Origin of the sequence: uncultured Granulicatella sp. (assembly GCF_963545075.1) — a bacterium.
In the GTDB taxonomy this organism is placed as follows: Bacteria; Bacillota; Bacilli; order Lactobacillales; family Aerococcaceae; genus Granulicatella.
Genome location: NZ_CAUUHX010000020.1, coordinates 1 through 16607, shown reverse-complemented (window position 1 = coordinate 16607; position 16607 = coordinate 1). Strand labels below are relative to the sequence as shown.

The window sequence follows — 16607 nt, the reverse complement described above, 5'->3', positions numbered from 1 at the left end:
TTCATCTTGACAATGAACAGAAAAATTGTAAAATTGAAAATAATCTAATAATTGTTTTCACGTTATCATTTTTTTGAAAAGTTATAAAACTAAGCAAGTGGAAAGGAAGGGTACCATGAAATCTTCATGGAAATTAGTAGTCAGCTTATTTGCTATTGGCTTAATGGGCTGTGCAAATCGTACAGAAACATTTAATCAAGCTGATATGGTGAATGTTTCTAAAAATAGAGAATCAGTAGTGACGACAAAAGTTGAAGAAACAACAACAACTGCAACTTCTACCAAAGAAGGAACGACTACTACCGAACTAAATGCTTTAGCAAAAGAAGCGATTAAAGAGATTGAAACGAAAAAACAAGTCTTACTGGATGATCATTATACGATATTAGTTCAAGCTCAGACAAAAGACTCGATTGATATTCACATTAGACATCAAGAACAAGGTGGATCAAGTAGCTTTGGATATTTCCGATATACACAATCTTCAAAAGTTTTGGAAGAGATGGATTCAGTAACGGGTAATTATAAACCAGTAAAATAAAGAACTTTAAGGGAAGTGTTATTATGACAAAAACAGTAGACTTAGATTGGAAAAATTTAGGATTTAGTTATATTAAAACAGACTATCGTTATATTAGTTATTATAAAGATGGTGAGTGGGATAATGGAGCTCTAGTAGAAGATAATGTACTTCATATTAGTGAAGCATCAACAGCACTTCATTATGGACAACAAGCTTTTGAAGGATTGAAAGCTTATCGTTGTAAAGATGGTAGCATTAATTTATTCCGTTCAGATCAAAATGCGGCTCGCTTTGCACGCTCTTGCAAACGTTTATTAATGCCAGAATTTCCAGAAGATCGTTTTGTTGAAGCGGTAAAAGAAGTTGTTCGTGCAAACGAACATTGGATTCCACCATATGGAACAGGCGGAAGCTTATACATTCGACCATTAATGATTGGGGTAGGCGATACGATTGGTGTAAGCCCAGCTCCAGAATATATTTTTACAATTTTTGTAATGCCAGTAGGAGCTTATTTCAAAGGTGGCTTAACACCAACTAGCTTCGTAGTGAGTGAATATGACCGTGCTGCTCCTGTAGGAACTGGTGCTGCAAAAGTTGGAGGAAACTATGCAGCCAGCTTATTACCTGGTAAAGAAGCTAAAAAACGTCAATTTAGTGACTGTATTTATTTAGATCCATTGACTCATACTAAGATTGAAGAAGTTGGAGCTGCGAATTTCTTTGGAATTACTAAAGATAATCAATTCATTACTCCATACTCTCCATCGATTTTACCAAGTATTACAAAATACTCATTATTATGGTTAGCAGAACACCGTTTAGGAATGGTTGTGAAAGAAGCAGATGTATTCATTGATAAATTAGATGAATTTACAGAAGCTGGAGCATGTGGTACAGCAGCGGTTATTTCCCCAATTGCTGGTATCCAAAATGGGGATGACTTCCATGTATTCTATTCAGAAACAGAAGTAGGACCAGTCACTCGTCGTTTATATGACGAATTAGTAGGGATTCAATATGGGGATGTAGAAGCTCCAGAAGGTTGGATTCAAAAAGTATAATTTAAAATTTAACAAAATAAAAATCCTGTCAGTAATGTTACCGACAGGATTTTGTTTTGAATGATTATCTTGCAAAGCCGACAGCTTTTTCCATTTTACGAAGAGTTTTAGAGGCAACAGCGTTTGCTTTTTTAGCTCCTTCATCTAAAATCTCATCTAATTGTTTAGAGTTTAGTAATTCATAGTAACGTTGTTGGATTGGTTCCATTACAGCTACGATTGCTTCTGCTAAATCCGCTTTAAAAGTACCATATCCTGAATCTTTATAAGTTTCTACCAAATCTTCAATGCTACGGTTTGAAAATGCACTGAAGATTGTTAAAAGATTCGAAATTCCTGGTTTTTCAATTGGGTTGTATTCAATGACACCACTTGAATCCGTTACAGCACTTTTAATTTTTTTACGAATGATTGCTGGTTCATCTAACATGCTAATGTATTCTTTCACATTTGCATCTGATTTACTCATTTTTTTCGTAGGAGTTTGTAAGCTCATGACACGTGCTCCAGCTTTTGGAATAAATGGTTCTGGCATTTTTAATAATTCATTCCCGTTTCCATAGCGGCTGTTAAAACGAGCGACGAAGTCACGTGTTAATTCCATATGTTGTTTTTGGTCTTCCCCAACAGGAACAACTTCAGCATTGTATAAAACAATGTCTGCTACCATTAATGGTGGATAAGTTAATAAACCTGCAGATACTGATTGTTGTTTTTGAGATTTATCTTTGTATTGTGTCATACGTTCTAATTCGCCGACACCTACATTACATTGTACAATCCATGCAGCTTGAGCATGTGCTGGAACTTCAGATTGAACGAAAATCGTAGATTTTTCAGGATCTAATCCAATTGCTAAGTATAATGCAGCAAGGGAACGAGTTTGTTCTTTTAATTTTTTAGGGTCTTGTGGAACTGTAATCGCATGTTGATTTACGATACAGTATGTGCAGTCATATTCGTCTTGTAACGCAACGAAATTTTTCATCGCACCAATGTAGTTTCCAATTGTTGGGATAGCTGAAGGTTGTACTCCAGAGAAAATTTTCTTTTTAGTCATATATATTCTCCTTTAAAATTCAATGAATTAGTCTTATTATACCGTATTTTTGAAAAATTAACACAAAAAAATATGTTTTTGTTAGGCTCATCATAAGATAAGCAAATGTAGTGCTACTCGTAGAATAAATCTGTTATCATATGCTTAGTTTTCAAATTTTTGATAGAAATAAAAGGAGGTATTTCAAAATGCCGCAAAATCTTTTTAAAGAATTAGAACAATTAGAGCAAGTAGAAGCGATTGTTTTAGGAGGCTCTCGTGCAGGAGAGAATTATGATAAAGATTCTGATTATGATGTATATATTTATTTAACCGTACCAATAAGCGAAGGGATTAGGAAAGAAATTCTTAGTAAGTACTGTTCCTATATGGAAATTGGTAATCAATTTTGGGAATTAGAGGATGATTGTGTTTTAAAGAATGGGATAGAGATTGAATTGATCTATCGTTCACTAGATGGTTTTGATAAAGAGTTAGAGAACATAATTATGAATCATCAAGCTCAAAATTCTTATACAACCTGTATGTGGTATAATGTAATTCACAGTAAAATTCTCTATGACAAAGACGGACGCTTTGCTCAGTTGAAGAGTAAGTATCAGGTACCTTATCCAACTGAGTTAAAAAGGAATATTATTCAGAAACAAATGTTATTACTAGAACAGGGGATGCCAGCTTTTTCTAAACAAATTCAAAAAGTAATCAAACGTCAAGATTTATTAAGCATAAATCATCGAAGCAGCGAATTTTTTGCGTCTTATTTTGATTTATTGTTTGCACTTAATGAACAGCTTCACCCGGGAGAAAAACGAATGTTACAGTATGCTAAAGAGAGATGTACTCATTTACCAAAAGATTTTGAAGTGAATATTCAAGCGTATTTTCAAGCTCTTTACCGACCTGGTAAGAAAGAGGAAGCAGTAAAAGCATTGAATACTCTATTAGTTTATCTTAGAACACTAGTGGAAGAGTGTGAATAGAAAATAAAGAAATCAGAAGATTAATTTCTTCACACCCTAATATATTTTGGGAAGAAATAGTGGTGAAAATTTTTCCTTAAAAGGAATAGTATGAAGCTGTAATAGTGGAAGGTTATCGGATTATCCCTGAAATGTGAAAAAGGATATTACTTGACAAATGTTAAGAAAAGATTAAACCTTGAAATAATCGGATTTTAATGAAATACCTTTAGAGAGACTCCAAAAAATAATTTGTGAAAAAATTAAATTTTTACGAAAAATGTATAGATTTTATTCTAAAAATAATATATAATATAAAGCGTGATGAGCCCATCTAAACTAGCTCATCGAGAAGGAGCGATTTATGGTTACATTATATACATCACCAAGTTGTACTTCATGCCGTAAAGCACGTGCTTGGTTAGAAGAACACACTATCGCATATACTGAAAGAAATATTTTCTCTGAACCATTAACAATTGACGAAATTAAAAATATTTTACGTATGACGGAAGATGGAACAGAAGAGATTATTTCAACACGTTCAAAGGCATTCCAAGAATTAAACTTAGATTTAGATGAAGTTCCTTTGAATCAATTATTTGTTTTAATTCAAGAAAACCCAGGCTTATTACGTCGCCCAATTATGTTGGATGAAAAGAGATTCCAAGTAGGATATAACGAAGATGAGATTCGTCGTTTCTTACCTCGTGAAGTAAGAGCTTTTGAATTAGATCAAGCACAAAGATTAGTGAATTTTTAAGAATGAGGCACTGTAGAAATTTCTACAGTGTTTTTATTTTAGTTTTTATTAAAATTACTCTCTTTTCACTTGAAAAAAACAGCATAAGAGGAGTATGATGTAGAATACAAAAGGAAAAGGAGATGAGTATATGTTTTTAACAAAAGACATGACTGATGAGTTCCGTCAAAAATTTCAATCTGACGGACAAAAGAAAGTTGCACAACATGCAACTGTGAAAAATGGGATTCACGCTTCTAGCCAAAATGTAGAAGCAATCGTGAAAAACCCGCCCGTTTATTCCATTGATTTGGAACATGGAAAGGTGGCAAATCAAAAACAATCTGGGAGATGTTGGATGTTTGCTGCGTTAAACACGTTCCGTCATAAAATCTTTAATGAGTTTAAGCTAGAGGAATTTGAACTTTCTCAAAGCTATACTTTTTTCTGGGATAAATATGAGAAGGCGAATTTCTTCCATGAGAATATTTTAAAAACGGCTCATGAAGACATTACAAGTCGTAATGTTGCCTTCTTACTTCAAACACCACAACAAGATGGTGGCCAATGGGATATGATTGTTTCCATCTTTAATAAGTATGGTGTCGTACCAAAGGCAGTAATGCCAGAAAGTTTTAGTAGTTCAGCTTCAGGAGAGTTGAATAAATACTTAAACAAAAAACTTCGTGAAGATGCGAAAATTTTAAGAGATTTAGTAGCAGGGGGAGCTACTGAAGAAAAAATCTTGGAAGTTCGTAAACAATTGATGAAGGAAGTCTATGATTTATTAGCAATCAGTTTAGGAACTCCACCAGAAGTGTTTGATTTTTCTTATCGTGATAAAGATAAAGAATATCATCACTATGAAAATTTAACACCACAAACATTTTATAAACAGTTTGTTGGATTAGATTTAGATCAATATGTATCAATTATTAATGCGCCAACAGCAGACAAACCATACAATCGTTCTTATACAGTTGAAATGTTAGGAAACGTTGTTGGAGGAACTCCAGTTAAATATTTAAATGTGGAAATGGATACTTTCAAGAAACTTGCGATTCAACAATTAGAACAAGGGGAATCAATTTGGTTTGGTTGTGATGTAGGTCAATTCTCAGGTCGTGATACTGGATTAATGGCAATGGATCATTATGATTTGAAAGGTTTATTGGGATTAGACTTCAAACTTTCTAAAGCAGAACGTTTAGAATATGGTGAAAGTTTAATGACACATGCCATGGTATTAACTGGGGTAGATTTAGTAAATGGAAAACCAACTCGTTGGAAAGTAGAAAATAGTTGGGGAGAAAAATCTGGGGTTAATGGATTCTGGATGATGTCAGATGAATGGATGGATGAATTTACGTATCAAATCGTAGTTCGTAAAGAATTCTTAACACCAGAGCAATTAGCAGCATTTAATGCTGAACCAATCGTATTAGCACCATGGGATCCCATGGGTTCGTTAGCCTAGTATGAGGACGGAAATGACTTTTTTAATATAGTAGCGGAGGACGCAAGCAGCCTCGCTTTTGCGAGTCTCAATACTTGCGCTACTATAAAAAGTCATTTCCTTTTTTCTTTATAGTCCAAAAAATAATAAAAATTTAACCATTAAGAAGCAAGAGTTTTTAGGGAGAATATGGTATGATAGTGGCGTTATGGAAGGGAGAGAAGATAGTGGAAGTGGCAAGCATTTTTCAAGAAGCGCTAGAAAGTCAATGGCAACAATTGCCAACGTATCGTCTGTTAGTGTTAGGCGAGGCTGGTGTTGGAAAAACAACGTTGATACAATCTTTATTTGATTTAAAGAAAAACGAAAATATTCCACAATTTCAAGTGGATGAGGTTTCGTTATTACAGGAACTTCCAACTTCATTCAATTATGATGCATGTATTTATTGTCTGAATGGTTCTAGCAATGACTTTTCTCTTGAAACAAAAGAATCGTTATTCAGAATTGCTAACCATCTCCCAACGATTATTGCCTTAACGCAATCCATTGGTACAAAAGCTGAACAATTTCAAAGTCAGTTAGTGGATTTATCACTTCCTGTAAAAGGCATTATTAATGTTATGGCAAAACCTTATCCCATTTATGAATCAGTCCATCTTCCTTCATTTGGATTAGAAGAAATGTTGGATTTATTATATGAATGTGTAGACGGGGATAAAGTAGCGACTCTTATTAGTTTGCAAAAAATTGATTGCAAGAAAAAATTATATTTAGCGAAACAGACTGTGGAAGAAGAAATGAATCGTATTTTTCAAGCTTCTACAGATGCACGTCAAGTATTCAGGCAGTTAGTGGAAGTTTTAGGGAAAGTTTTTGCTTATTTTGGAAATGAAATAGAAGCTAATCGAGTGATGGAAGTGCTGGAAAATCTTTATCAGCGAAAATTCCAATCGTATCAAGAATTATGTTTTGTACATCAACAATCGTATTATTTAGTGATGATACTAAGCGCTTGTTGTTATAGTGGAATTGAAATGATGGCATTATTATCGAAAAAAGAAAATTCATTTACGATTCAGGAAAGTAGTATTTTACTGGAAACGAAAATTGCGAGTCGTATGAAGCAAGGAAAGCATAATGCAGAAGTTCAAGCGTTTATTGTAAAACATGGATTAGAACTTGAAGAACCAAGCATTCAAAAACCTGTGATCCATGTGCCGATGAAAAAGAAAACGTTGTTTGAGAAAATTCAAAAGCAATCTCGTCAGTTCATGCACCATTCCTTAGATGCCTTTAGTAAATGGGCGAGAAAATAAAAGAAAAATCGAATAAAGCATTAGTTTTTTTAGGAAAAGTAGGATACAATAGAGAAGATAGATTTCTTCAAGAAGAGAATTAGTATAGGAGGAAGAAATATGTTCAAAGATGTAAATGAACAAATTTTAAAATTAATCGAAAAAAATAGTCGCTTAACAACAGAAGAAATTGCGACTTTATTAGCGATTGAACCGGATGAAGTTCAAAGAAGAATTCAAGAATTAGAAGACCAAAAAGTGATTTGTGGCTATCACACATTAATTAACTGGGAAAAAACAGATGATGTCAATGTATCTGCGATTATCGAGTTAAAAGTAAACCCTCAACGAGGAATGGGATTTGATCGTATTGCAGAAAAAATTTATCATTTCCCTGAAGTAGAAGATTTATATTTAATGTCTGGTGGATATGATTTTATGGTGAAATTGAAAAAGGCACCAATGAGAGATATTGCAGCGTTTGTATCTAGTCGTTTATCTGTTATTGATGAAGTACAATCAACTACAACACATGTTGTATTAAAACAATATAAAGACCATGGCACAATGTTTATTGGAAAGACTGGAGATAAACGGATGGTGGTTACTCCATGATTGAATCATTATTAAGTCATAAAGTAACAGGAATTAAACCATCTGGAATTCGTCGTTTCTTTGATATTGCCAATGAATTAGAAGATGTTATTAGTTTAGGGGTAGGGGAACCAGATTTTGATACTCCTTGGCATGTAAGAGAAGAAGGGATTTATTCTCTTCAAAAAGGAAGAACTTTTTACACAGCCAATGCCGGTTTGAAAGAATTACGTCAAGAAATTTGTCGTTATATCGAACGTAAACAAGGAGTTACTTATAATCCAATGACGGAGGCTCTTGTAACGATTGGAGGAAGCGAAGCAATTGATTTAGCAATGCGAGCTTTATTAAATCCAGGAGATGAAGTGATTTTCTGTGAACCTTGTTATGTATCATATTTACCATGTATTGTGTTGTCGAATGGAGTACCTGTAAGAATTCCTCTTAAAGAGGAAAATCAATTCCGTTTAACTCCGGAAGAATTAGAAGCAGCGATTACTCCAAAAACAAAAGCAATCGTCCTGTCTTTTCCAAATAATCCGACAGGAGCGGTGATGAGTCGTGAAGACTTAGAAGCGATTGCAAAAGTAATTTTAAAACATAATATCGTTGTGATTTCAGACGAAATTTATTCTGAATTAACGTATACAGGAAATCGTCATGTAAGTATTGTGGAAATTGAAGGGATGAAAGAAAGAACCGTTTTAATCAATGGGTTCTCAAAAGCTTTTGCGATGACTGGATGGAGAATGGGGTATACTCTAGCTCCTGAAGTGTTGATGAAACAAATGATTAAAATTCATCAATTTACGATTATGGCAGCACCAACGACAAGTCAATATGCGGGGATTGATGCTTTGAAAAATTGTGATGATGATGTGATTGAAATGCGAGAAAGTTATAATCAACGCAGACGTTATTTATTGAAAAAAATGGAAGAATTAGGGATTCCATGTTTTGAACCATTTGGAGCGTTTTATATTTTCCCAAATATTTCTCAATTTGGCATGACTTCTGAGGAATTTGCGACGAAATTAGTGCAAGAAGAACGTGTAGCGGTTGTTCCGGGATCTGCCTTTGGTGAAAGTGGAGAAGGATTCGTTCGAATTTCTTATGCCTACTCATTAGATAGTTTGAAAAAAGCAATCGAACGTCTAGAAAGTTTTATTCATAAATTGAGAAGCGGTCACATTTCGTAAAATAAAACTCCTGTCACTTCAAGATGACAGGAGTTTTTGAATGTAAAAATTTAGTCTTTATTGAAAATACCTGTTGATAAATAACGTTCACCAGTATCTGGTAGAAGTGCAACAACAGTTTTGCCTTTTCCAAGTTTTTTCGCAACACGTAATGCCGCAGCAACTGCAGCACCTGATGAAATTCCTGTTAGAATTCCTTCAGTAGCAGCTAATTTTTTAGCTGTTTCAATCGCTAATTCACTTGTAATTAGTTCGAAATCATCGATAACTTCTTTATCGATAATACTTGGTAAGAATCCAGCGGAAATTCCTTGGATACGGTGTTTTCCTTTTTGTCCTTTTGAGATAAATGGAGCTTCTTCAGGTTCTACTCCAATAATTTGAACAGCAGCATTTTTTTCTTTTAAAGCACGACCGACACCTGTAATAGTTCCACCTGTTCCGATACCGGCAACAAATGCGTCAGGTGTTTCACCATCGAAGGCTTGAATAATTTCTTGACCAGTTGTTTGATAGTGAATGCTTGGGTTAGCTGGGTTGTCAAATTGTCTTGCCCAGAAATAACCAGGTTGTTGAGATAATTCTTCTGCTTTTTGAACGGCAGCTCCGAATCCTTCGGCAGCAGGTGTTAATAATACTTCTGTACCATATGCTGCCATTAATTGACGGCGTTCGATAGACATTGAGTCTGGCATAATTGTAATGACTTTATAGCCTTTAGCTGCTCCAACTAGGGATAAGCCGACTCCAGTGTTCCCAGAAGTTGCTTCTATAATCGTATCTCCTGGTTTTAGCTGGCCTTCTCTTTCAGCAGTTTCAATAATATTGAGTGCGATACGGTCTTTAACAGAACCACCAGCGTTAAAAGCTTCTACTTTCACGTAAATATCTGCACTATCTGCATCTGTTAAACGATTTAGTTTAACAAGGGGTGTATTACCGATTAATTCAGTAATATGGTTTACTCTTTTTGACATAAGGATACCTCCAAAATATTTAATTGGGCAACTTTGAAGGGCTGCTTAAGGGGTATTTTAGACCTGTATTTTGACAAAAACAAGAGATTTGCTTGAAAAAATTAAAAGAAAGGGGTGTTTTTATGAAAAAATATCCGAAAACAATGGGAAAGATTCAAGAATTAATGGATAATGGCGTTTATCCAGGATTTAGTGTTGCTTTTATTGAAGGAGAAGAAGTAGAAAAGATAGTTGAAGGGACGCTTACAAAAGGGGACAATGGTAAACCTGTCGAAGATGGATTGTTCTATGACCTTGCTTCTGTTACAAAAGCATTTGTAACAAGTACCTTATTAGTACAAATGGTCGAAAAGAAGGAAATTGATTTAGACCAATCTATCACTAAATGGTTTCTAAATGCTGATGAGAGAGTTACTCTTCGACATTTAATTACGCATACTTCAGGATTATGGGGATATATTGAAAATCGTAATGAATTAACTTCGGATGCTTTAATTGAAGCTTTGTCGATTTTGCCTGTGACAGAAACATTTCACCATACAGTAAAATATACGGATACAGGATTTGTTTTAGCAGGAATTATTTTAGAAAAAGAATTTGGCAAACCAATTGCGGATTTATTTGACGAAAGAATTGCTCGTCCGTTGAAACTTACTGCTTCATATGGACCATTGCCTAGTGAGGATTGCGTGCCAACAGCTTATGAAGAAAGACGTGGAAAATTATTACAAGGAGAAGTACATGATCCAAAAGCAAACATTTTACAAAGAAGATGTGGAAGTGCCGGACTATTTGCGACATTGGATGATTGTATCACTTTAGTGCAATTATATTTAAATGACGGAAAGTTGGGAGAATTTGAATACTGTAGTGCAGAGATGATGCAAAGTTTATTGAAGGACTGGACACCGACGAGACAAGCAGGGCGTTCACTTGGATGGGATATGGACCGAGTGGGAGAACAAATTTGGTTAAGACATACCGGATTTACGGGGACAACAGTATTGATGAACTTAAGAACAAAACAAGGAATGATTTTATTAACAAATCGTATCCATCAATATGAAGATACGCCATCTTATAATCGATTAAGAGAAGAATTGATTCAGATTTATGAGCATGAGGCGTAGCGCAAAAGGACTTCTTGAATATAGTAGCAATAGACGTCAGCAGCCTCGCTTTGGTGAGTCTCGTGTTACTATAAGAAGTCTTTTGTGCTTTAACGGGAGTTTATGAGAGTACGTTAGTAATAATTTAAACTTTAAAGGAAATAAAAAAGATGTCGAATCGACATCCACGTATGAAACGTTGTTTACGGACAAGCCTTATTTTAACTTGCGTGTTGTTCTGAATAGTTCCACACTGAAAGTATACAATAGACAGTTTAAAATGTAAACGTTTTTTGTTAAAATGAAACTGCGAATAATTTCTTGAAGAGGTGGGAAATATGAGGAAAAATTACTCCATTGGATTAGATATTGGGACAAATAGTGTTGGGTATAGTGTTATTTTTGATGACAATTATAAAGTTCCCGTAAAAAAAGTAAAAGTTTTAGGAAATACTAATAAAAAATCTATTCGTAAAAATTTAATGGGTTCCGTATTGTTTGATAGTGGTGAAACAGCGATGGCTCGTCGAATGAAGCGTACCAATCGTCGTAGAATTGAACGAAGAAGGAATCGAATCCGTTATTTACAAGAAATTTTCGCGCCATTTATGATGCACGTGGATGAAAATTTCTTTGCGAGATTACAAGATTCATTTTTATGGGAAGAGGATAAACCACATAGTAAATATCCATTTTTTGGAAATGTTGAACAAGAAGTTGCCTTTCATGATAACTATAAAACAATCTACCATTTAAGAAAAGAATTAGCAGATGGAAAAGAAAAAGCTGATTTACGTTTAGTTTATTTAGCTTTAGCTCATATCGTTAAGTTTAGAGGGCATTTTTTAATTGGAGGAAATGTAGATGTTGAAAACAATGATATTCAACAGTTGTTTGATGAATTTTTAGCTAGCTATAGTGCCTATTTTGAAGATGTTTCTGTGCTAGAAAAGAAAATGGAAGTAAGAGGCATTTTAACTGAGAAAATTAGTAAATCTGCTAAAAAAGATAAAATTGTACAGACATATACGATTGATAAAAAGAGTCCATTGATTGAATTTTTAAAATTAATTGTAGGTAACTCAGGCGAATTTAAAAAGATTTTTGAGCTAGATGAAAAATCTACTCTTCAATTTTCTAAAGAAAATTATGAAGATGACCTAACTGCATTATTGGAACAAGTTGGAGATGAAGTAGCGGATGTATTTCTAGCTGCTAAGAAAGTTTATGATAGTGTTGTTCTAGCGAATATTTTATCAATTAAGGATAAAAATACAAAAGCTCCTCTATCTGCTGCAATGATTGAGAGATATGACAATCACCAAGAAGAGTTAGCAGAATTGAAACAGTTTTTCAAAGCAACTTTGGAACGAGAAACATACAAAGAATTCTTCAATGGCCCTAAAAAAGATGGTTACGCAGGATACATTGATGGAAGTACCACTCAAGAGACTTTTTATAAACAATTGAAAAAGTTATTTGAAGCAACAGAAGCTCCAGAATTATTCAAAGAAAAATTAGAACGAGAAGACTTTTTAAGAAAACAACGTACTTTTGATAATGGATCAATTCCCCATCAAATTCATCAAAAAGAATTCGAAGCCATTATTGAACGACAAGGTGTTTTTTATCCATTTTTATTAGAAAATAAAGATAAATTAGTTCAAATATTTGAATTTACAATTCCATATTATGTTGGACCTTTAGCGAAAAATCAACAAAGTCCATTTGCCTGGGCGACTTATCATTCTGATGAACCTATTCGTCCGTGGAATTTTGACGAAATTGTCGATACAAAAGCTGCTGCAGAAGAATTTATTCATCGTATGACAAACTATGATATTTACTTACCAGATCAAAAAGTATTGCCAAAACATAGTTACTTATATGAATTGTTTGCGGTCTATAATGAATTAACTAAAATTCAATTTGTGGATGATCAAGGAAAAGCTTCTTACTTTAATGCAAAAGCTAAGAAAGCAATTATTGATAATGTGTTTAAAAAAGAACGTAAAGTTACGGTTGAAAAACTAATGAACTATTTAAAAATCGCATATGCTGATTTTAGAATAGAAAAAATTGAAGGGTTAAGTAAAGAAACCAAAGCCTTTAATGCTTCATTAGGAACGTATCATGATTTGTTAAAATTAAAAGTGGATAAAGACTTTTTAGATAATGAAGCTAATCTACCGATTATTGAAGATATTATTTTAACATTAACGATTTTTGAAGATCGAAAAATGATTCGTGAACGTTTAAGTCAGTATAAAACTTATTTTGACGAAAAAGTGATGAAACGATTAGAAAGACGCCACTATACTGGATGGGGAAGATTGTCTAAAAAATTAATTGATGGAATTAGAGATAACGGGAAAACAATTTTAGATTATTTGAAAGATGATCCTGCTGGAAATCGTAATTTCATGCAATTAATTCGAGATGATTATTTAACCTTTAAGAAACAAATTACCGAAGCTCAGGTAGTTGGAGAAGTAGATAGCTTAGTCGAACAAGTTCAGTCTCTTGCTGGAAGCCCCGCTATTAAAAAAGGCATTTTACAAACTATGAAAATTGTAGATGAACTTATTAAAATTATGGGATATAAACCAACCAGCATTGTCATAGAGATGGCTAGAGAAAATCAAACGACTGCTCAAGGGTTGAAACAATCAAGAACAAGATTTAAGAAAGTGTCGGAAGGCTTGAAATTACTATCTAGTAAACTTCTAGAAGACCATAATATTACAAACAAGGAATTGTTGAAGGAAAAACTATACTTGTATTGCTTGCAAAATGGTAAAGATATGTATATTGATCAACCACTAGAAATTACTCGTTTAAGTGATTATGATGTGGATCATATTATTCCTCGTAGTTTCTTGCCGGACGATTCCATTGATAATAAAGTATTAGTTAGCTCTAAAGAAAATCGAGGAAAATCTGATGATGTTCCAAGTATAGAAGTTGTGAAGCGTATGGATGCTTACTGGAGAGTTTTATTAAATGCAAAATTAATGAGTGAATCTAAATATAATCGATTAACAAAGGCACGTCATGGGGGATTAACCGATAGAGATAAAGAAGGATTTATTCATCGACAATTAGTCGAAACTCGACAAATTACAAAACATATCGCAAGAATGTTAGATGAAAGATGGAATTCAAGTATAGATGAATCGGGTAAGAAAATCTATGAAGTGAAAATTGTAACCTTAAAATCTAGTTTAGTAGCTAATTTTAGAAAAATGTTTGCACTGCCAAAAATTCGCGATTTGAATCATTATCATCATGCGCACGATGCATATTTAAATGCTATCGTGGGAAATCTTTTGATTAAAAAATATCCAAAACTAGCTCCTGAATTTATATATGGACAACATTTGCATCTAAGTCGTAAGTCGAATGAAGAAGAAAAAGCTACTAAAAAAGTTTATCTATATTCAAATGTATTGAAATTTTTACAAGAGGATGGAGAACAGAAAGATTCTCAAGGGAATGTGTTTTGGAATAAGAATCAACATATTGGAATGATTAAGAAAGTTATCTTTAATAACCAAGTAACTGTTGTGAAGAAAACGGAGATTCAGTCCGGTGGATTTACCAATGAAACAGTCGAGAAAAAAGGAACTTCTGATAAACTACTTCCACGTAAAAATGGATGGGATACGAATAAATATGGTGGTGTCGGAAGTCCAAAAATTGCTTATTCTGTTCTGTTTGAATATGAAAAAGTTAAAGGTAAGAAACATGTTAAAGTAAAAGATATTATTGGAGTATCGATTATGAATCAAAAACGATTTGAAGATAATCCTAATGTGTTCTTTGAAGAATCAGGCTATACAAATGTAAAAGAAAATTCTATTTTGATTCTTCCTAAATATACTTTGTTTGAATTGGAAGATGGTAAAAGACGTAGAATAGCGAGTCACCAAGAATTACAAAAAGCAAATGAATTTACAATATCTAAAGATTCCACACTATTGTTATATCATGCAATTCATAGAGATGATGAACAAAACAAGGAACATCGTGAATATTTAGAACAGCATCGTTCAGAATTTAAAGAGTTGTTTGACTTTATTATTGGAAGATCCGAACAATGGATTGTTAAACCGACAGCAGTAGAAAAATTAAAGAAAATAATGGAGAAAAATTATGAAAAAGCTTCTATTGATGAACTTTCAACAGCCATTTTATCTCTATTAACGTTTACTCAAGCAGGAGCATCGGCAGCTTTTCAATTTTTTGGAGAACAAATCGATCGACAACGTTATACAACGGTTACGGAAATTTTAACAGGAACATTAATTTATCAATCAGTTACAGGATTTTATGAAACAAGAATAGATTTGAAACTAGAAAAGTAATATAATCTACCTGTTCATGTAAAATATCAAATATAAAAAATGGAATTATTCAGAACTGAAGTCTAGCTAGGACGAATGGTGCGATTACGAAACCACGCGGGGAATTTGAAGCGTGAGGTTTTAGAGCTGTGTTGTCCTGAATGGTTCCAAAATTGTAAGAACGTGGCTCGAACGAATACGTTGGTTTTAGAGCTGTGTTGTTCTGAATGGTTCCAAAATACAAGAATTGTACAAACATTTGAAAGCATTGTTTTAGAGCTGTGTTGTTCTGAATGGTTCCAAAATTTATTTAATTATTTAAATATGCACAGATATGTTTTAGAGCTGTGTTGTTCTGAATGGTTCCAAAATTAATATGAATGAGTTAGACCAAATAATTTAGTTTTAGAGCTGTGTTGTTCTGAATGGTTCCAAAATTTCACAAATTACCAAAGAACTAAAAGAAAAGTTTTAGAGCTGTGTTGTTCTGAATGGTTCCAAAATCTCGAACGTAACTACTCCATCACGACCAGCGTTTTAGAGCTGTGTTGTTCTTTCTAGTTTCAATTATTATTTATCTTGTATTTTGTAAGATAATAGAGTAAGGTATGTGTATAGTTCCAATGTTTCTAAGAATTAATTTATTGCATTTTAAAATTTTTAGAATGGTATATTTCTGAGTTTTTCTAAGAATTAAATCTAGAAAAGAGAATATAGGAAATGTTTTATAGCGTGTTGTTCTGAATAGTTCTAAAATAATAAAATGTACTTTTGTTAGTTTTAAAGAAATCGTGTTCTGATTTTATTTAATGAGGAGCAAATCATGATGTCGAATCGTTGTTTACGGATGAGTATTGTTTTTACCGATATTTATAAATTCAATCATATCAGTGTAAATTAGATACATTAGATACATTGTGATTTGTAGTCCGATTTAAGTAATAAAAAATTAGAACAATAATAATCATAGCGGACTGATGATTATGAGGTAGTTAAAGATAATGTTAGTAAAACTTCTTATAGCTTTTGAAAGTGAAAGCTGTAAGAAGTTTTTTATTACGAATAATGTTTATAAACGATTTTTATATTTTTTAAAATTTCTATCTAATTTATTAAATAAAAAGTGGAAAGGTTCCAAAAGGAAGATTTATTCGATTGAATTAAAAACGAAATAATAGTTTATTTCCTTTTAATGACGGTGTTGTTCTGAATTGTTTTTATGTGAAATTGGTAAATTCTCAATCTAAATTCTAGTTTAGAAATCAGTTGAATTTAGTCTG

At 33.2% G+C, this 16607-nt stretch carries 12 protein-coding genes and 1 CRISPR repeat array; of the genes, 10 read left to right on the top strand and 2 right to left on the bottom strand.

Features of this window, described 5'->3' with window-relative positions; translation table 11 throughout:
* The first annotated feature begins 115 nt into the window (after positions 1–115).
* Both RWZ86_RS04185 and RWZ86_RS04180 read left to right on the top strand, forming a co-directional pair.
* On the top strand, positions 116–541 hold the full coding sequence (locus RWZ86_RS04185) for a hypothetical protein (RefSeq protein ID WP_314680275.1): 426 nt from the start codon (positions 116–118) through the stop codon (positions 539–541).
* Positions 542–564: 23 nt separating this feature from the next.
* Complete coding sequence (locus tag RWZ86_RS04180; RefSeq protein WP_314680272.1) at positions 565–1587, top strand: branched-chain amino acid aminotransferase; 1023 nt, start codon at positions 565–567, stop codon at positions 1585–1587.
* 64 nt (positions 1588–1651) lie between these two features.
* On the opposite strand, the gene trpS is transcribed toward RWZ86_RS04180, so the two are convergent.
* Positions 1652–2647 carry a tryptophan--tRNA ligase gene (trpS, locus tag RWZ86_RS04175; protein WP_314680270.1) on the bottom strand — a complete coding sequence of 332 codons (996 nt, stop codon included), beginning with the start codon at positions 2645–2647 and terminating at the stop codon, positions 1652–1654.
* Between the two features lie 188 nt (positions 2648–2835).
* Between trpS and RWZ86_RS04170 the strand changes: the two genes are divergently transcribed.
* The 6 genes from RWZ86_RS04170 (at position 2836) to RWZ86_RS04145 (ending at position 8895) form a co-directional block, all read left to right on the top strand.
* Complete coding sequence (locus tag RWZ86_RS04170; RefSeq protein ID WP_314680268.1) at positions 2836–3627, top strand: nucleotidyltransferase domain-containing protein; 792 nt, start codon at positions 2836–2838, stop codon at positions 3625–3627.
* Between the two features lie 343 nt (positions 3628–3970).
* Positions 3971–4369: a transcriptional regulator SpxA gene (gene spxA / locus RWZ86_RS04165; RefSeq protein ID WP_314110647.1), complete on the top strand. Its 399-nt coding sequence runs from the start codon at positions 3971–3973 to the stop codon at positions 4367–4369.
* 130 nt (positions 4370–4499) lie between these two features.
* Entirely contained in the window at positions 4500–5825 is a 1326-nt protein-coding gene (locus RWZ86_RS04160; protein ID WP_314680265.1) for a C1 family peptidase, read from the top strand.
* A 173-nt stretch (positions 5826–5998) separates the two neighbouring features.
* On the top strand, positions 5999–7123 hold the full coding sequence (locus RWZ86_RS04155) for a hypothetical protein (RefSeq protein ID WP_314680263.1): 1125 nt from the start codon (positions 5999–6001) through the stop codon (positions 7121–7123).
* A gap of 99 nt (positions 7124–7222) precedes the next feature.
* The gene (locus RWZ86_RS04150) at positions 7223–7717 is read left to right on the top strand and encodes an Lrp/AsnC family transcriptional regulator (RefSeq protein WP_314680261.1); all 495 of its coding nucleotides are present in this window, start codon (positions 7223–7225) and stop codon (positions 7715–7717) included.
* The gene (locus RWZ86_RS04145) at positions 7714–8895 is read left to right on the top strand and encodes an aminotransferase class I/II-fold pyridoxal phosphate-dependent enzyme (RefSeq protein ID WP_314680259.1); all 1182 of its coding nucleotides are present in this window, start codon (positions 7714–7716) and stop codon (positions 8893–8895) included. Before RWZ86_RS04150 ends, RWZ86_RS04145 begins: the two co-directional genes overlap by 4 nt.
* Positions 8896–8945: 50 nt before the next feature.
* Here the strand turns inward: RWZ86_RS04145 and cysK are convergent, their stop codons facing one another.
* Complete coding sequence (cysK, locus tag RWZ86_RS04140) at positions 8946–9872, bottom strand: cysteine synthase A (RefSeq protein ID WP_314680257.1); 927 nt, start codon at positions 9870–9872, stop codon at positions 8946–8948.
* Between the two features lie 122 nt (positions 9873–9994).
* On the opposite strand from cysK, the gene RWZ86_RS04135 reads away from it, so the two are divergent.
* Positions 9995–11002, top strand: coding sequence for a serine hydrolase domain-containing protein (locus RWZ86_RS04135; RefSeq protein WP_314680255.1), 1008 nt, complete (start codon positions 9995–9997; stop codon positions 11000–11002).
* Between the two features lie 317 nt (positions 11003–11319).
* A complete protein-coding gene (cas9, locus tag RWZ86_RS04130) occupies positions 11320–15348 on the top strand; it encodes a type II CRISPR RNA-guided endonuclease Cas9 (RefSeq protein WP_314680253.1) in 4029 nt (1342 codons plus the stop codon).
* 117 nt (positions 15349–15465) lie between these two features.
* A CRISPR array of direct repeats spans positions 15466–15897; the repeat unit is 36 nt; unit sequence GTTTTAGAGCTGTGTTGTTCTGAATGGTTCCAAAAT.
* Between the last annotated feature and the right edge of the window lie 710 nt (positions 15898–16607).